This window comes from Tenacibaculum sp. M1.3A (genome assembly GCF_057732375.1).
Map to the genome: position 1 here is coordinate 50,079 of NZ_JBYJEF010000001.1, position 16,824 is coordinate 66,902.

Genomic DNA, 16,824 nt, shown 5'->3' on the forward strand with positions numbered 1-16,824 from the left:
TCAGATGTTTTCACAAATATCTGAAGAGAAAACAGTTCAATTCGACACTGAATTTATCGAATTGAAAAAATTCGACAATAAAAAAATTGAAGCTTATAAAAAGCAAGATGCTTTTATATATATAGTAGAAAAACGCGAACCTACTATTTTAGAAAAAGCATGGAGTTGGTTTAAGCGAACAATCAAAAAAGTATTGTCTTACCTTTTTGATGATATTTCGCCAGCTATGGGGTTTTTAAAATGGATTTTAAGCGTTTTACCTTATGTAATTGCAGGTTTAGTATTGTTTTTAATCATTAAATTCTTCTTAAAGGTAAATGCACGCAATATTATTGATGGTAAAAAAGCACAATCTATTGTAAACTTATCAGATGAAGAATCGTTAATAAAAGAAAAGGATTTACCGGCGTTAATTAAAACAGCAATAACCAATGGGAATTTTAAATTAGCGACGCGTTACTACTATTTATTGTTGCTGAAAAAATTATCAGAAAAAGAGTTGATTTCTTGGCAACAAGAAAAAACAAATGAAGATTATATAAAAGAATTAGCCACAAATAAAAGCTTGTATAAAGAGTTTGAAACACTAACTCATTTATACGATTATGTTTGGTATGGCGAGTTTTTAATTGATAAAGAAAAGTTCTTAAAAGCAGAAACGAACTTTAAAAAAGTGATTGCTAAAATTTAATAAGTTGGATAAAAAACTAAAAGTATATATTGGTTTATTGGTATTTATATTGCTTGGTATTGTATATATCGAGTCGATAAAACCAAAAGAAATTAATTGGTTTCCGAGTTATGACGCAAAACATAAAATTCCGTACGGAACCTATGTGTTGCATAAACAAATGCCAGCATTATTTGCTGATAAAAAAGTAAGAGACGTATATCAATCTCCCTATTTATTTTTAAAAGATTCCACCAATAAAGGAACTTATTTTTTTGTTGATGGAAAGCTAAATTTTGGAAAAGAAGAGTTTAATGAATTACTAAACTTTGTAGAAAAAGGGAACGATGTTTTTATAGCGACCAACGGTATTCATATTGATACATTAAATGTTAAAACAAAACAATTAAGTACTACAGCTTTTGAAGAAAAAGCATACCAAAAACTCGTAAATAAAAGTTTAAATAAGAAAGAATATCATTTCGATCGAGATTTCTCGAAAGCGTATTTTTCTAAAATAGATACATTAAAAACAACTGTTTTAGGCGAGTTATTAATCAGAAATGAAAAAGATTCTGTTGTAAGTCGTAAACCAAATTTTATTAAAACCAAATTCGGAAAAGGTACTTTTTACTTGCATACATTTCCGCAGGCATTTACTAATTACAACATGCTTTTAGATACTAATTATACCTATGTAGCAAGTGTATTATCGTATTTGAATGTTATTAGCAATAATATTTCAAGAGGACAAAATGCTGGTTCTAGTAGCGGTAGTACAATTCTTTGGGATGCGTATTATAAAACAGGAAAAAGTGGTATAAGTTCACCAATGCACTACATTTTAAGCTCGAAGCATCTTAAATGGGCTTATTACATAGCGTTAATAGGTGTATTGTTTTTTGTTATTTTTAAAGGGAAAAGAAATCAGCGATTTATACCTGTAATTACGCCTTTAAAAAATCAAACTTTAGCATTTACACGGACTATTGCGAATATGTATTATGAAAAATCAGATCATAAAAATATAGCTATACATAAAATAAATTACTTTTTAGAATATATAAGAATTACACACCGATTATCAACTTTAAAAATTGATGCTTCTTTTTATGAAAAATTAGCAAGCAGAAGTGGTAATCCTACAGAAGAAGTAAATAAGTTGTTTAAAAAAATAGCGACAATAGAATCAAAAGAAAAAATTACACAAGATGAATTGATTGCTTTAAATAAAGCTATTGAAGAGTTTAAAGCATAAAAAAACTAATAATATCAATTTAGGAATTATCAAAAATTAAAAATAAACCACAATACATCTTTAATTATAGTAGGAATATCATACTTGTGTTATAAGTATGATTTTAAATTAACTTAGATATATGAACCAGAACCAGAACCAGAACCAGAACCAGAACCAGAACCAGAACCAGAACCAGAACTAGAACTAGAAGTAATTTCCGCAAAGTGATCAAACTTTACGGAAATTACTTCTAGTTCTGATAGTTGTATTCTTATTATGTTTAATAAGAATTATTAAGGGGTAATTAAATTTTGTCTAAAATCAAATTTAAAATCATTTCCATTAACAGGTAAATGTATTTGATAAATAATAGCATTTGTATTACGTTTAAAAAATATTCTTCCACCAATTGAATTTTTAGGAGGAATGGAGGTTTTTCTTAAGGTTTGAAATTCCCAAAAATCTCTTTTATTGTTTAGTGATTGTAGCCTAGATTCGTTTACGTTGTGGGTGTTTAGATTACTGGTATCTCTCTCAGGGTTATAATTCTTATCAGCTAAAGTGTAAATTAGATCAGTTGTGTTTTCTACTAAGTTAAGAATCATTTCATCAGCAATATTGGCATTTTCTTTAGATAATTTTTTATCTAAATTTAGTAATATTTGTTCTGGATTTATGGCATATATTTTATGTTCAGTTTCTATACTATCTTTATTTATTATTTTATAGTATAACTCTTCTGGAGCTAATAATATAGTATCATTAGAATTATTGAATATTTCGATATCAAATACAAGGTCTTTAGAAACACTTTTTATAAAAGTTATAGAGGTCTTAATGTTGTTTTTTGTTTGATCAACTGTCTCTTTACCAAATTTCCACGTTGTTTTACCTGAATTAGGTGCTAGTTGAGATATTTTTAAAGGTGTAACACATGATGTTAATGATAGTAGCGTTATTAATAGGCTAAGAAATATAGTTTTCATAAAATTTTTATTTCCCAACACTTTATCAATTATTATGCCGTTTTACAAGAAATATTGTAATTATAAAACTTATAAATAAATTACATTTGCAGGAAGTTATATTACTGTCATGTAATTTTTTATTGAAGATAGCTTCGAAAAGCAACTGTTAGTGAGATTTTCTCTTTTCTTGCATAGGTGATAATAGAAGTAAAATAAAAAAGAATTAATAGCGGTTATTTTAGTTTGTTTAACAGAAAAAGCAAGATGTTTGATTTAGAGTAGGAATTAAAAAAGACTAATAAGAAGTTCTGTTAAGAGAAGATTTTATCTTACATGCTTTTATTATAGAAAACTAAAGAATAAACGAATTAAAAATGATAAAAACAGTGTTCTTAGTACTTATACTTTCCTTTAATTTAGGATTAGGATATAGTTTGCCTATTAATACTTTAGAAAGAAACTCTATTAGTTCATTAAAATTAACATCGATTGGTAAATTCGGATTGCTAAGAAAAGGAAGACCAGAGATACCGGCTCATCTACACACGGGAATAGATATAAAGAGACCTACAAATAATTATCAAAATGAACCAATATACCCAATATTTGAAGGAATTGTAATTAGTAAACGTCAAGATGGACCATATGCACAATTAATAATTGAACATGAAGGAGATCATAAATTTTGGACAGTTTATGAACACATAGCAGGTATAGATGTGAATTTATTTGATTCTGTAAATACAGAGACTAAAATAGCTAGGTTTATGAATAGAAACGAACTCAATAAGTATGGATGGCAATTTGATCATTTCCATTTAGAAATTTTAAAAATACAGCCTTTTAGACTAAAACATAATAACTTAAAACCTGAAAGATTGTTTTCTTCTTATACTTTGGTTTCTTACACAAAAGAAGATTTAGATACGTATTTTTATAATCCTCTTGATTTTCTTGAGAAACATCTAAATTAATGAAATAACAATATTATAAAAGAATAAAATGAGTAAAGGCAAAATACTTTTCTCCTTCAAAAAAATAAAAGCATGAATACACAAAATACTCCAACAGAAGAAAACGAACTATTTTCAAGCAGAATAGATTTATCAAAACTAAAAGAAGCAGTTAGTAAAATAAAAGAGCAGTTAGCAAAAGTAATTGTTGGGCAAGAAGATTTTATTGAATTGTTATTGGTTTCGCTATTAGCTGACGGACATGTATTGATTGAAGGTGTACCAGGAGTAGCAAAAACGGTAACTGCAAAATTGTTAGCAAAAACAATAGCGACCGATTTTAGTAGAATTCAGTTTACGCCCGATTTAATGCCTTCGGATGTTTTAGGAACTTCTATTTTAAATATGAAAACATCAAATTTCGAATTTAAAAAAGGTCCAATTTTCTCTAATATTGTTTTAATTGATGAAATAAACAGAGCACCTGCAAAAACGCAAGCAGCCTTGTTTGAAGTGATGGAAGAAAAGCAAATTACGATGGATGGAACTCAGTATAAAATGAACCCGCCATTTATGGTTTTAGCAACTCAAAATCCGATAGAGCAGGAGGGAACATACGCGTTGCCAGAAGCACAATTAGATCGTTTTTTATTCAAAATTAACGTTGGATATCCGAATTTAGAAGAAGAAATTAAAATTATTACGGCTCATAACGACAGAAAAGGAGCATTACCACAATCTAAAATTGAAGCTGTTTTAACAGAAGCTAATTTATTAGAATACAGAAGCAAGGTTTTTGAGGTGTTGGTAGAAGAAAAAATTATAAAATACATTGCGCAATTAATTTCAAATACGCGTAATAACGCACACTTGTATTTAGGAGGTTCACCAAGAGCAAGTATTGCTGTTTTAATGGCTTCGAAAGCTTTTGCAGCAATTAACGGACGTGATTTTGTGATTCCTGAAGATGTAAAAAAGAGTATTTACCCGGTATTGCGTCATCGAGTTATGTTAACTCCCGAACGTGAAATGGAAGGGATGACAACGGATAAGGTTATTGAGATGATTGTTCAATCTGTAGAAGTTCCGAGATAGTGATTAAATTCTTTAAATCCATATACATTCACAGTCGCTTTTTTAGTTATATAAGCGTACTTTCGGCATTATTTTTACTGTCGTTTTGGTTTCCTGTTATTTACAATGTAACATGGATATTGGTATGGTTGTTTTTAATAACAATGAGTATCGATTTAGTTATTTTATATCGATTTAAAAACGGATTTTCATCAAAGCGCGTAGTTTCAGATAAATTATCAAATTCTGATGAAAATGAAATCGCAATTACCTTAGAAAATAACTATCCGTTTCAGGTTTTTATTAATGTGATTGATGAATTACCAACGCAGTTTCAAAAAAGAGATTTCGATTACAAAACAACGTTGCAATCCGCAGAAAAATCAACCTTTACGTATAGTGTTCGCCCAGTAGAAAGAGGCGCTTATAAATTCGGAAATGTACATGTTTTCGTTGCATCAACCTTGCAACTATTTTCTAGAAGATATACTTTTTCAGATGATAAGGAAGTAAAAGTGTATCCGTCTTATATTCAGATGAAGAAATACGAGTTTTTGGCGATGCACAATAACTTAACGGAATTCGGAATGAAAAAAATCCGACGTATCGGGCAAACAATGGAATTTGAGCAAATTAAAAATTATATTCCGGGTGATGATGTGCGAAATGTAAATTGGAAAGCAACTGCTAAAAGAGGCGCCTTGATGGTAAACCAATATCAAGATGAAAAATCGCAACCTATTTATTCTATCATCGATTTAGGGCGTGTTATGAAAATGCCTTTTGAAGGATTAAGTTTATTAGATTATGCTATAAATTCGGCGTTGGCTTTTTCTAATATAGCATTATTAAAAAATGATAAAGCAGGAATGCTAACGTTTTCTAAAAATGTAGAAAAAATTATAGCAGCGAGTAATAAAAAAACAAATTTATCGGTCATTAACGAGGAGTTATATAATATTACAACCGACTTTACAGATGCTAATTTTGCTTTATTATATTCAACGATTAAAAGAAAAATTAATCAACGAAGTTTACTTGTTTTATATACAAATTTCGAGCATATTTCAGCCTTAAAAAGACAGTTACCATATCTAAAAGCAATCGCTAAAAAACATTTATTAGTTACGGTTTTCTTTGAGAATACAGAATTAGATAGTTTGGTAACAGAAAACTCAGAAGATTTGCAAAGCATTTATCATAAAACAATAGCCGAGAAATATACGTACGAAAAAAGACTAATTGTAAAAGAATTAGAACGGAATAGCATACATGTTATTTTAACCAAACCACAACAATTATCGGTAAACGTAATTAACAAGTATTTAGAGTTTAAAGCAAAAGGAATGATATAAAAAAAGCGACCAATTTGGTCGCTTTTTTTATGAATAAAGTAACTATTATTGCATGTTTTCTAATGACTCTCTAAATAATTCCGGATTCTGTATTGTTTCTAAACCAAAGTAAGCAACCATACCTATTATCAGAATAAGATATATCGCGCTTAAAATAATACCTACGATAGCCAAAATCTTACCCATTTTAACATTTTTAATTCCGTCATAATCTTCAGGATTGTTGTTGTGTAAAGAAGTAGCTTTTTTAGCTAAAACTAAAGCAACGATACCTAAAATTAATCCGATAAAACCATAACAACAACATGTTAGTATTGAAAGAATTCCTAATACTAAAACACCAGTTGAATTTGGTAATTTTTGTTTTTCCATAGTTTTTTTAATAAAATTTAAATTAGTTGATTCATTTTTACAAAGTAACTTATCACAATAATAAGCACGTTAATAACAGCCAATATACTAATTATTTTTTGTGCACTTTTTACTTTGTAAAAGAAATTTATAATAATAAACCCAGCAAATAATAACAATGTATAAATAGCAGGATACATTTTAAAAGCGGCAATAAATTCGCCATGAATTAATAAACTTAAAGCACGTTGTATACCACAACCTAAACAATCAACTCCAAAGAGTTTTTTGTTTAAACAAGGCAACATATATTCTTCTAACTGTAAATACATGTTATTTATTTAAACATATCCATTCCAGGAATATTTGGCATTCCGTCTTTGGCCGCAATTGCTAGTTCGTGTTCGTTAATATCTCGCGCTCTTTTTAAAGCTTTGTTTAATGTTAAAATTAAATAGTCTTCTAATTCTTCTTTATCTTCTAATAGAGATTCGTTAATAGAAATTGATTTTATTTCGCTATTAGCAGTTACTGTAATTTTTAAGTTTTCGTAGGCAGCGGCTTCATCAATTAAAACCGTGTTTAAACGTTTTTTAGTTTCTTCTACTTTTTTTTGAGCATCTTTTAATTTACCCATCATTCCCGAAATATCTCCAAACATCTATTCTTTATTTTATAATTTATTTATAGCAAAAATAGTATTTTCACAAAGAAATTAACTAAACTAAATAAAAATGAAAAAATTAATGCTATCCGCTATAGCTTTTAGTCTTATTTTTGCTTCCTGCAAAAAACAAGAAATGAAGAAAGATATTATAGCTCCAGTTGCTGAAAAGAAAGCAACAACTTTAGAAAAACATGGAGACATACGTACAGATGATTACTTTTGGATGCGTTTAACAGATGCGCAAAAAAATGCGGATGTTAAAGATGAACAAACTCAAAAAGTATACGATTACTTAAATGCTGAAAACGCTTATTACGAAGAGCGTACCAAAGAAACAAAAGAGTTTCAGGAGCAGTTATTTGAAGAAATGAAAGGGCGTATAAAAGAAGATGACGAATCTGTACCTTATAAAAGCAACGGATATTTTTATATAACACGTTATGAAAAAGGACAGCAATATCCTATTTATAGCCGTAAGAAGGATAACCTAGAGGCAGCAGAAGAAATTATGTTTAACGTAAATACCGAAGCTAAAGGTTTCGATTATTTTCAGTTAGGCGGATTAAGTGTATCGCCAGATAATACATTGGCTGCTTTTGCTACAGATACGGTAAGTCGTCGTCAGTATTTTATCAGAATAAAAAATTTAGAAACAGGTAAGCTGTATAAAGATATTATAGAAAATACAACAGGAGGAAGTGTTTGGGCAAACGATAATAAAACATTGTTTTATGCTAAAAAAGATCCTGTAACCTTAAGGTCATCAAAAATATACAAGCATGTTTTAGGATCAGATTCAGCATTAGATGAATTAGTTTTTGAAGAAAAGGATGAAACTTTTGGTGCTTTTGTAACCAAAACTAAATCTAAAAAATATATTGTAGTAGGTTCTTATAGTACTGTATCTACAGAGTATCAGGTTTTAAATGCTGATAATCCGAAGGAAGAATTAAGAATGATTCAGCCTCGTGAGCGCGATTTAGAATATGATATTGCACATTACGAAGATCATTTTTATATTAAAACCAATAAAGATGGAGCAACCAACTTTAAGTTGATGAAAACTCCTGAAGATAAAACGGAAAAAGAAAACTGGGTAGATGTAATTCCGCACAGAGAAGATACATTATTCGAAGATTTTTCAATTTTTAAAGACTATATTGTTTTAGAAGAAAGAAATAACGGGTTAAACAAAATTCGTATTAAACGTTGGGACGATACAGCAGATTATTATTTACCTTTTGATGAGGAAACATATTCAGCAGGAGTGTATGGAAATCCTGAATTTGATACCGATATTATTCGTTATTCATACAATTCGATGACAACTCCTAGCTCGGTTGTTGATTTTAATATGAACGATAAATCAAAAGAAATTAAAAAAGAGCAAGAGGTTTTAGGAGGTAAATTTGATAAAGATAATTATGTAAGTAAGCGAATTTGGGTTACTGCTCGTGATGGTAAAAAAGTAGCATTATCAATCGTACACCATAAAGACACGAAGTTAACAAAAGATACTCCGATTTTGCAATATGCATACGGATCTTACGGATATACTATTTCAGACGGATTCTCAACAACTCGTTTAAGTTTGTTAGATAGAGGTTTTGTATATGCTTTGGCACATATTAGAGGAAGCGAATATTTAGGTCGTGAATGGTATGAAGAAGGTAAAATGTTGAATAAAAAAAATACATTTAACGATTTTGTTGATTGCTCGAAGTATTTAATAGATCAAGGATATACATCTCCAAAACATTTATACGCCATGGGCGGATCTGCAGGTGGATTATTAATGGGAGCCATTGTTAATATGAATCCAGAATTGTACAACGGTATTATAGCAGCGGTACCATTTGTAGATGTAATTTCTACGATGATAGATGATACGATTCCGTTAACAACAGGTGAGTACGACGAATGGGGAAATCCGAATGATAAAGAATACTATGATTATATAAAATCATATTCTCCTTACGATCAAGTTAAAGCTCAAAAATACCCGAATATGTTAATCACAACAGGTTTGCACGATAGTCAAGTACAGTATTGGGAACCTGCAAAATGGATAGCGAAATTAAGAGATGTAAAAACAGATGATAATATGTTGTTTATGCATACTAATATGGAAGCTGGTCATGGAGGAGCATCTGGTAGATTTGATGCTTTAAAAGAAACAGCAGAAGAATATAGCTTCTTTTTAATGTTAGAAGGTAAGTTAGAAAAATAATTATATTTTTGCGCTCAATTGAGTGTAAGCGTCATTAAAAGAGTAAAGAAGCAATCTCACAATTTAAGATTACTTCGTCATTTATTCTAGTAATGACGTTTTTTATTATATAAAAATGGATAGAAATCAACATATTGCCAATAATATATTAGAATTAGTAGGCCAAACACCTTTAATTAAGTTAAATAGAATAACAAAAGATTTACCAGGTAATTTTTACGCAAAAGTAGAAGCTTTTAACCCAGGGCAGTCTGCTAAAGATAGAATAGCATTGCATATTGTTGAAAATGCAGAAAAAAAGGGAATCCTTAAACCAGGTGATACTATTGTAGAAACCACTTCTGGTAATACAGGGTTTAGTTTAGCTATGATTGCTTTGGTAAAAGGGTACAAATGTATTTTAGCTGTTAGCGATAAATCATCTCAAAATAAAATTGATGTTTTAAAAACAATGGGGGCAGCGGTACATGTTTGCCCTGCTAACGTAGCTGCCGATGATGCTCGTTCTTATTATGAAGTAGCAAAAAGGTTGCATAAAGAAAACCCAGGTTCTATATACATTAATCAATATTTTAATGAATTAAATATTGAAGCGCATTATAAAACTACAGGTCCAGAAATTTGGGAACAAACTCAAGGTAAAGTTACACATATAGTTGTAGCAAGTGGTACTGGAGGAACAATATCTGGAACAGGAAAATATTTAAAAGAAAAGAATCCGAGTATAAAAGTTTTGGGTGTAGATGCTATAGGATCAGTTTTAAAGAAATATCACGAAACAGGTGAGTTTGATGAGAAAGAAATAGCCCCTTATAAAATTGAAGGATTAGGTAAAAACTTAGTACCTGGAGCTACCGATTTTGATGTTATTGATGTGTATGAAAAAGTATCAGATAAAAATGCGGCCTTAAAATCACGCGAATTAGTAAAAGCAGAAGGTTTATTTTGTGGTTATACTTCTGGAGCAGTAATGCAGGCAACACAGCAATACGCTACCAAAGGTTTATTTGATAAAGATAGTTTTATAGTCGTTATTTTACCAGATCACGGAATACGTTATATGGATAAAATTTATTCAGATAGTTGGATGAAGAAACAAGGTTTTTTAGAATAACTAAAAATATATGGAAATAGAAAACATACCAGAATCATATATTAAAAATCAAGATAAACTCCCTAACTTATTCGTTTATGATTTTAAAATGACTGAAGATATCATTAAAACAAAGGTCAATTTAAATATGCATATGTTTAGTTTTCTTCAAACAGGTAAAAAGCAAGTCCATTTTGCTGAAACTTCAATTTTTGTTGATAATTCACAATCTTTATTAATTAAAAAAGGAAATTGTCTTTGGACGGAGTTGTTAGAAACTGAAGAGCAATATTACTGTAAACTTCTTTTTTTTTCAGAAAAGCAACTAAAAGAATTTCTACAAAAACATATAAAAGAAAAACGTAAGTTACAAAAAGCAACATCTTATTTTATTATAGAAAACGATTCTTATATAGATTCATACTTAAATTCACTGTCTACTATCATGACGGCACCTAGTGCTTTTATGAATACTTTACTAACCGTTAAGTACGAAGAATTGCTATTATATTTAATAAATAAATATGGCGTAATTTTTGAAAACTATTTATTCTCTTTAATTACAGAAGAAGTTTCTCATCTAAAAAAAATAATAACAAAAAATACATATACTTCACTTAGTTTAGAAGAAGTTGCTTTTTTATGCAGCATGAGTTTATCTACTTTTAAAAGACACTTTATAAAAGAATATGATGAATCTCCCGGTAAATGGTTTAGAAATAAACGTTTACTAAAAGCGAAAGATTTATTAGTAAACAAAAAGATGTCTCCGTCTGATGTTTATTTAGATTTAGGGTATAACAATCTGTCTAATTTTAGTACTGCTTTTAAAGTGAAATTTGGAGTAAATCCATCTGAAATTTAATATGACCTTTTTTAATAACCTATTGAACTTTTTTTGTAATTAATTAACATTAAATTTAGCTTAATTTTGTTGTAAATACTAATACACTAAAAATTAAATAAGATGAACATTACATTAGAACAAGCAGAAAAAATTATAGCAGCAGCAAAATCTAAATCAGTAGCAATTGATACTAAAATGAACATTGCAGTGGTAGATGCAGGTGCAAATTTAGTTGCTTTTGCACGTATGGATGGCGCTTGGTTAGGATCTTTAGATATTTCTATTAAAAAAGCAAAAACAGCTCGTTTCTTTGATATGAATACAGGAATTATTGGTGAGTTATCGCAGCCAGGAGCACCTTTGTTTAATATTGAGCACTCTAATAGCGGGTTAATTACATTTCCAGGAGGTGTACCTGTTAAAGATGCAGATGGTACTATTATCGGAGCTGTAGGGGTTAGTGGAAGTTCAGTAGAAAATGATCATACAGTTGCTGACGCAGGAGCAAACGCTATTTAAAAAATAAATTACAGTATAGAAAAGGATAGCCATGGCTATCCTTTTTTTTGTAAAAAAATAGCATCTAAAAAAAACGTTTTGATGATAACGGCAGAAAATCTAAAATGAAAATAATAGGTCTTCTTTTTAAAGAAGTACATTTGTATAATTGTGTATCTATTTTATGAATAATAAAGAAAAATTATCAAAAAAGAATAAAAAACCTTGGCCAACTAAAAAGGCAATGGAGCAGGTTTATGAAATGAACCTTTGGGGAACCAATACTGCCAGTTTTTACTCTGGGAATGGTTCTCATCAATCTAATATTGTTGCTCCCTATATAGATGCGGTAACTTCATTTTTAAGTTCTTTTAAAGACCCAATAATAGTGTGCGATTTGGGTTGTGGTGATTTTAATATAGGCAAACAATTAATACAATACACTAAAAAATACATTGCTGTAGATATTGTATCAGACCTTATTGCTTACAATAACGAAAGGTTTAAGGAGGCTAATTTAGAATTTCAGTGTTTAGATATTGCTATAGATAATTTACCTATCGCCGACTGTGTTATTGTAAGACAAGTGTTACAGCATTTATCAAACAATGAAGTGCAAAAGGTTGTTGAAAAATTAAGTAGTTATAAGTACGTTATTTTAACAGAACATTTACCCGAAGGAGATTTTATTCCGAATAAAGATATTATTTCAGGACAAGGTATAAGGCTTAAAAAACAGAGCGGATTAAATTTATTAGCACCCCCATTTAACTTTAAAGTAAAAAAAGAAAAAGAGTTAGTAACTACTATTTTAAATAATAAAAAAGGAATAATACGAACAAAACTTTATCAAGTTCTTTAAATTATTATTTCACCACTAACTCAGCAATTTTTCTTGTAATCATGGTTGGTGAGTTACAAAGGCAATTAGTTAAAGCAATTATATAAATATCTAAATCAGGTAAATAAACCCCCATCGATTTAAAACCCCAAATAGCACCTCCGTGTTCAAAAGTTTTATTATTATTTATAGTTTTTATATGCCACCCATAACCATAATTAATATACTCTCCGTTATTTAATGTGTAATTTGTAAATGCTTTTTTAGTTGTTTCTTTGTTAATTAAAATATTGTTTTTAATAGCTTCTTGCCATTTAAACATATCGTGAACGGTAGACATTAAACCTCCGCCAGAATAAGCTAATGAAAGACTAAAATCCATTCTGTTTATATAAACATCTTTCTTTTGGTACCCAGAAGCCCTTTTTTTAATTATTTCTTTTTGACTTGCATATTTAGAGGCAGTCATTTTTGCTTTTTTAAATATTTGTTCTTCAATAAAATTAGCATATGATTTACCTGTTATTTTTTCAATGATATGACCTAAGACCACATATCCTGAATTACTATATTTATATTTCTCTCCAGGAATAAAATCGATAGGTTCGTTTTTAGAGAAATTAATTAGCTCTAAAGGAGACATGTTTTTTTGAGAAATAGCATTTATACCTTTAACCCTTGTATAATCTTTAATACCTGAGGTATGCGTTAGTAGATGATGTATCGTTATTTTATTTCCATTGGTAGGATAATCAGGAATAAACTTAGTTATTTGGTCTGTTAAATTAAGTTTACCTTGTTCTAAAAGCATTAAGATAGCGATAGCTGTAAATTGTTTTGTGATTGAGCCAATTTTGAATACATTGTCTGTTTTCATAGGTACATTCAGCTCTAAGTTTGCAAGACCAAATGCTTTTTTATATATTATATTTCCATTTTTAGAAATCAAGAAAACCGCCCCAGGAGTATTTGATGAATATTTAGTCTGTAATAAACTATCAATCGTAGTTAAGTTTTGGGCATTTACTATTGATTGAAAATTAATAGATAAAATTGTAACTACAGTTAATACAGTCTTTAAATAAATTGATTTCTTCATTTTTTGTTATTTATAATTCTTATTTGCTCGTTGGACGAAAAATCAGGACTATAGGTTACAAAAAAAAGTTAATTCAACTTTGTTTTTTTAAATACTAAAGAGGTTTTAAATACAATATTTACTTTAACTATGTTAAGACAGCAATATTACTTAAGTTTAGAATGAAAAAATTATTTATAAATTAAGTATTTTTCTCTAACTATTTTAAACTTTTCAAGATCATCAGTCCAAGTGGCTTTAATTTCTTCTTCCGTAAAACCTTGCTCAATTTGTTGTTGTAGTTTTTCTGTACCTGCAAGATTGGTAAAAAAAGTATTAAAAAAAGATTCTTTATAAGGATAACCTTGTGCGTTTTTAAAACCACTATAATCTTTATAAAAAGTAAGGAGCCATTTTAAATCGAGTGTATTTAAACGTTCTTTTTCTGTTAAACTATAACCATAACAAACATTGTTTTGATGCTTCGGATATTTGCTTCCGAAATTTGGATTTGGTGTAAACGAAAAATCATTTTTTAAAGAGAATAACGGCGAACCAACAACCTGAAACTGCATTTCAGTACCACGACCAACAGAAACATTTGTTCCTTCAAAAAAGCACAAACTAGGGTATAGGTTTATACTTTTATCATTCGGTAAATTAGGCGATGGTTTTATAGGTAAGCTATATTGGGTGTCATGAGTATAATTACTTAAAGGAACAACCGTTAAATCACATTGAATTCCGTTTTTCAGCCATTTTTCGCCATTAATCATTTGTCCGTATTCACCAATAGTCATTCCGTACACAACAGGTATAGGATGTATGCCCACAAAGCTTTTATGTTTCGCTTCTAATGTTGGTCCGTCTATATAATGTCCGTTCGGATTTGGTCTGTCTAGTAAAATAACTTCAATGCCTTGTTCAGCACAAGCTTCCATAACGTAATGTAGTGAAGATATATACGTATAAAAACGTGCACCAACATCTTGAATATCAAAAACCACCACATCAATATTTTTTAATTGCTCTGGCGAAGGTTTTTTGTTTTTTCCATATAAAGAGATAATAGGTAATTGCGTTTTAGTATCAATACCATCCACAACAGTTTCACCCGCGTCTGCTTTACCACGAAAACCATGTTCGGGAGCAAAAACTTTTTTCACATTGATGTTGTTATACGTGTGTAAATAATCTACTAAATGATGTTGTACTAGTTTACTCCCCATCACATTTGGTGCTACCTCAGCTCTTTGTGATACCGTTAAAACAGATGTTTGATTGGCTACAATAGCAATATTCTTGCCTTTTAATTTATTTAGATATAAAACTGTTCTATCGGCAGCAATTTTTAACGGAGCTTCTATTTTAGTGATTTCTTCAGTTTTTGTACTTGCTGATTTTTGCTGTTTAGCACATGCTATAAATAGAAAATTAACAGCGAATAAAAATAAAATAAGGTAACTAAAATTGTTTTTCATCTAAAAGAGTATTAAAACATAAAATTACCATTAAAAATCTTATTATAAGAAAAAGAGGCGATAATTTAAAATCAGGTATTTCGTAATATCAGTTAAGTTATAATTAATTACTTTTGATACCGTTAAAAAAGAGAACTTTTGAATTTCGAACTATTTATAGCCAAACGAATCATCGCAGGTAAAGAGTATAAAGGTAGTATTTCGTCGCCAATAATTAAAATTGCTACGATTGCTATTACTTTAGGTATTGCTATTATGTTAATAGCAGTATCAATAGCAGCTGGATTTCAAAATAAAATAAGTGATAAAATGACCGGTTTTAAAGGTCATATTCAAATAGTAAATTACGATACTAATAACTCGGATATATCTACAGTTCCTATAAGTGTAAATCAAGATTTTTACCCTGAATTTAAAAATATAAAAGGGATTAAAAACGTTCAGGTTTTTGGTAATGTTGGTGGTATTATTAGAACGTCAACCGATTTTGAGGCTATTGTTTTTAAAGGTGTTTCTTCTGATTATGATTTTACATTTTTTAAAGAATATTTAACCCAAGGGCGATTACCAAACTTTAATCAAAATAGAAATAAAGAAATATTAATATCAGAATCTATAGCAAACCGGTTACATTTTAAATTAAACGACACGATACAAACCTTATTTAGCGCAGAAAAAAGTAGGTTAAAATATAAAATGCGTAAGCCAATTATTGTAGGAATTTACAATACAGGTTTTCAGCAGTTTGATAAAACAATGTTAATTGGTGATATTAGAGAAGTACGTCAAATTAACAGGTGGAGTGATGATCAGATAGGCGGATTTGAAGTGTTAATTGATGATTTTAATCAATTAACAGTAAAAGGTAATGAAATTTATAGCACGATAGGATCAACGCTAAACAGCACAACGATTGTAGAAAATTATCCTTTAATTTTCGAATGGATTAAACTTTTTGATAATAATGTGTGGTTTATTATCGCTATTATGATTTTAATAGCGGGTATTAACATGATAACAGCGCTATTAGTTTTAATATTAGAGAGAGTACAAATGGTAGGTGTTTTAAAAGCCTTAGGAAGCGCTAGTTTTAGTATTCAGAAAATATTTTTATACAATGCCTCTTATTTAATTTTAAAAGGATTGTTTTGGGGGAATTTAATAGGAATTTCAATCTTATTAATTCAAAAATACTTTAAAGTTATCAGCTTAGATCCCGAAACATATTCAGTAGCAACAATACCAGTTAGTATTAGTTTTTGGGCAATAATTCTATTAAGCTTAGGTACCCTTTTACTGTGTTTCTTAATGCTTATTATTCCGTCTTATATAATTACCAAAATACAGCCTTCAAAATCCATTAAGTTTGCTTAAATACAATTTTTAATAGGTGTATTTATTTTCAAGTATTTTTTTAGAAGCTGTTTCCCGCTTTTCGCACTCGCTCTCTGCGAGGAGCTCAAACAAATGCTACAATC

The 16,824-nt window shown here is 29.4% G+C and carries 17 protein-coding genes; 11 read left to right on the forward strand and 6 right to left on the reverse strand.

Annotated elements, in window-relative coordinates:
- Nucleotides 1-4 precede the first annotated feature (4 nt).
- Both AC28QF_RS00245 and AC28QF_RS00250 read left to right on the forward strand, forming a co-directional pair.
- Nucleotides 5-691 (forward strand): DUF4129 domain-containing protein, encoded by a 687-nt coding sequence (locus tag AC28QF_RS00245; protein WP_488200357.1) that lies wholly within the window; start codon nucleotides 5-7, stop codon nucleotides 689-691.
- A gap of 4 nt (nucleotides 692-695) precedes the next feature.
- Nucleotides 696-1,928: a DUF4350 domain-containing protein gene (locus AC28QF_RS00250; RefSeq protein ID WP_488200356.1), complete on the forward strand. Its 1,233-nt coding sequence runs from the start codon at nucleotides 696-698 to the stop codon at nucleotides 1,926-1,928.
- 275 nt (nucleotides 1,929-2,203) lie between these two features.
- Here the strand turns inward: AC28QF_RS00250 and AC28QF_RS00255 are convergent, their stop codons facing one another.
- On the reverse strand, nucleotides 2,204-2,896 hold the full coding sequence (locus AC28QF_RS00255; protein WP_488200355.1) for a hypothetical protein: 693 nt from the start codon (nucleotides 2,894-2,896) through the stop codon (nucleotides 2,204-2,206).
- A 356-nt stretch (nucleotides 2,897-3,252) separates the two neighbouring features.
- On the opposite strand from AC28QF_RS00255, the gene AC28QF_RS00260 reads away from it, so the two are divergent.
- From AC28QF_RS00260 to AC28QF_RS00270, 3 genes are all read left to right on the forward strand, one after another.
- Nucleotides 3,253-3,852: a M23 family metallopeptidase gene (locus tag AC28QF_RS00260; protein WP_488200354.1), complete on the forward strand. Its 600-nt coding sequence runs from the start codon at nucleotides 3,253-3,255 to the stop codon at nucleotides 3,850-3,852.
- Between the two features lie 72 nt (nucleotides 3,853-3,924).
- Nucleotides 3,925-4,926 (forward strand): AAA family ATPase, encoded by a 1,002-nt coding sequence (locus tag AC28QF_RS00265; RefSeq protein WP_488200353.1) that lies wholly within the window; start codon nucleotides 3,925-3,927, stop codon nucleotides 4,924-4,926.
- 2 nt (nucleotides 4,927-4,928) lie between these two features.
- The gene (locus AC28QF_RS00270) at nucleotides 4,929-6,260 is read left to right on the forward strand and encodes a DUF58 domain-containing protein (protein ID WP_488200408.1); all 1,332 of its coding nucleotides are present in this window, start codon (nucleotides 4,929-4,931) and stop codon (nucleotides 6,258-6,260) included.
- A 45-nt stretch (nucleotides 6,261-6,305) separates the two neighbouring features.
- Here the strand turns inward: AC28QF_RS00270 and AC28QF_RS00275 are convergent, their stop codons facing one another.
- Genes AC28QF_RS00275 through AC28QF_RS00285 form a run of 3 tightly spaced genes read right to left on the reverse strand, consistent with a single transcriptional unit; the run spans nucleotide 6,306 to nucleotide 7,272 of the window.
- Nucleotides 6,306-6,632 (reverse strand): CCC motif membrane protein, encoded by a 327-nt coding sequence (locus AC28QF_RS00275; protein ID WP_488200352.1) that lies wholly within the window; start codon nucleotides 6,630-6,632, stop codon nucleotides 6,306-6,308.
- Nucleotides 6,633-6,649: 17 nt separating this feature from the next.
- Complete coding sequence (locus AC28QF_RS00280) at nucleotides 6,650-6,943, reverse strand: DUF2752 domain-containing protein (protein ID WP_488200351.1); 294 nt, start codon at nucleotides 6,941-6,943, stop codon at nucleotides 6,650-6,652.
- A 5-nt stretch (nucleotides 6,944-6,948) separates the two neighbouring features.
- Nucleotides 6,949-7,272, reverse strand: coding sequence for a YbaB/EbfC family nucleoid-associated protein (locus AC28QF_RS00285; protein WP_488200350.1), 324 nt, complete (start codon nucleotides 7,270-7,272; stop codon nucleotides 6,949-6,951).
- Nucleotides 7,273-7,345: 73 nt separating this feature from the next.
- On the opposite strand from AC28QF_RS00285, the gene AC28QF_RS00290 reads away from it, so the two are divergent.
- From AC28QF_RS00290 to AC28QF_RS00310, 5 genes are all read left to right on the forward strand, one after another.
- Nucleotides 7,346-9,508 (forward strand): S9 family peptidase, encoded by a 2,163-nt coding sequence (locus tag AC28QF_RS00290; RefSeq protein WP_488200349.1) that lies wholly within the window; start codon nucleotides 7,346-7,348, stop codon nucleotides 9,506-9,508.
- Between the two features lie 115 nt (nucleotides 9,509-9,623).
- Nucleotides 9,624-10,622, forward strand: coding sequence for a cysteate synthase (gene capA / locus AC28QF_RS00295; RefSeq protein WP_488200348.1), 999 nt, complete (start codon nucleotides 9,624-9,626; stop codon nucleotides 10,620-10,622).
- Nucleotides 10,623-10,632: 10 nt separating this feature from the next.
- Complete coding sequence (locus AC28QF_RS00300; protein WP_488200347.1) at nucleotides 10,633-11,466, forward strand: helix-turn-helix domain-containing protein; 834 nt, start codon at nucleotides 10,633-10,635, stop codon at nucleotides 11,464-11,466.
- 102 nt (nucleotides 11,467-11,568) lie between these two features.
- Nucleotides 11,569-11,967, forward strand: a complete 399-nt coding sequence (locus tag AC28QF_RS00305) for a GlcG/HbpS family heme-binding protein (protein ID WP_488200346.1) — start codon at nucleotides 11,569-11,571, stop codon at nucleotides 11,965-11,967.
- A gap of 163 nt (nucleotides 11,968-12,130) precedes the next feature.
- Nucleotides 12,131-12,808: a class I SAM-dependent methyltransferase gene (locus tag AC28QF_RS00310; RefSeq protein WP_488200345.1), complete on the forward strand. Its 678-nt coding sequence runs from the start codon at nucleotides 12,131-12,133 to the stop codon at nucleotides 12,806-12,808.
- Nucleotides 12,809-12,812: 4 nt separating this feature from the next.
- On the opposite strand, the gene AC28QF_RS00315 is transcribed toward AC28QF_RS00310, so the two are convergent.
- Both AC28QF_RS00315 and AC28QF_RS00320 read right to left on the reverse strand, forming a co-directional pair.
- On the reverse strand, nucleotides 12,813-13,886 hold the full coding sequence (locus AC28QF_RS00315) for a serine hydrolase domain-containing protein (RefSeq protein WP_488200344.1): 1,074 nt from the start codon (nucleotides 13,884-13,886) through the stop codon (nucleotides 12,813-12,815).
- 170 nt (nucleotides 13,887-14,056) lie between these two features.
- On the reverse strand, nucleotides 14,057-15,346 hold the full coding sequence (locus AC28QF_RS00320) for an exo-beta-N-acetylmuramidase NamZ family protein (RefSeq protein ID WP_488200343.1): 1,290 nt from the start codon (nucleotides 15,344-15,346) through the stop codon (nucleotides 14,057-14,059).
- Between the two features lie 138 nt (nucleotides 15,347-15,484).
- On the opposite strand from AC28QF_RS00320, the gene AC28QF_RS00325 reads away from it, so the two are divergent.
- Nucleotides 15,485-16,720 (forward strand): ABC transporter permease, encoded by a 1,236-nt coding sequence (locus AC28QF_RS00325; RefSeq protein WP_488200342.1) that lies wholly within the window; start codon nucleotides 15,485-15,487, stop codon nucleotides 16,718-16,720.
- The last annotated feature ends 104 nt before the right edge of the window (nucleotides 16,721-16,824 follow it).

What these genes read in the sequence shown, in the direction of transcription:
- AC28QF_RS00280 (WP_488200351.1), bottom strand. Translation starts at nt 6,943, where the DNA reads ATGTATTTACAGTTAGAAGAATATATGTTGCCTTGTTTAAACAAAAAA.
- AC28QF_RS00245 (WP_488200357.1), top strand. Translation starts at nt 5, where the DNA reads ATGTTTTCACAAATATCTGAAGAGAAAACAGTTCAATTCGACACTGAA.
- AC28QF_RS00320 (WP_488200343.1), bottom strand. Translation starts at nt 15,346, where the DNA reads ATGAAAAACAATTTTAGTTACCTTATTTTATTTTTATTCGCTGTTAAT.
- AC28QF_RS00300 (WP_488200347.1), top strand. Translation starts at nt 10,633, where the DNA reads ATGGAAATAGAAAACATACCAGAATCATATATTAAAAATCAAGATAAA.
- AC28QF_RS00310 (WP_488200345.1), top strand. Translation starts at nt 12,131, where the DNA reads ATGAATAATAAAGAAAAATTATCAAAAAAGAATAAAAAACCTTGGCCA.
- AC28QF_RS00260 (WP_488200354.1), top strand. Translation starts at nt 3,253, where the DNA reads ATGATAAAAACAGTGTTCTTAGTACTTATACTTTCCTTTAATTTAGGA.
- AC28QF_RS00265 (WP_488200353.1), top strand. Translation starts at nt 3,925, where the DNA reads ATGAATACACAAAATACTCCAACAGAAGAAAACGAACTATTTTCAAGC.
- AC28QF_RS00315 (WP_488200344.1), bottom strand. Translation starts at nt 13,886, where the DNA reads ATGAAGAAATCAATTTATTTAAAGACTGTATTAACTGTAGTTACAATT.
- AC28QF_RS00285 (WP_488200350.1), bottom strand. Translation starts at nt 7,272, where the DNA reads ATGTTTGGAGATATTTCGGGAATGATGGGTAAATTAAAAGATGCTCAA.
- AC28QF_RS00305 (WP_488200346.1), top strand. Translation starts at nt 11,569, where the DNA reads ATGAACATTACATTAGAACAAGCAGAAAAAATTATAGCAGCAGCAAAA.
- AC28QF_RS00255 (WP_488200355.1), bottom strand. Translation starts at nt 2,896, where the DNA reads ATGAAAACTATATTTCTTAGCCTATTAATAACGCTACTATCATTAACA.
- AC28QF_RS00275 (WP_488200352.1), bottom strand. Translation starts at nt 6,632, where the DNA reads ATGGAAAAACAAAAATTACCAAATTCAACTGGTGTTTTAGTATTAGGA.
- capA (WP_488200348.1), top strand. Translation starts at nt 9,624, where the DNA reads ATGGATAGAAATCAACATATTGCCAATAATATATTAGAATTAGTAGGC.
- AC28QF_RS00290 (WP_488200349.1), top strand. Translation starts at nt 7,346, where the DNA reads ATGAAAAAATTAATGCTATCCGCTATAGCTTTTAGTCTTATTTTTGCT.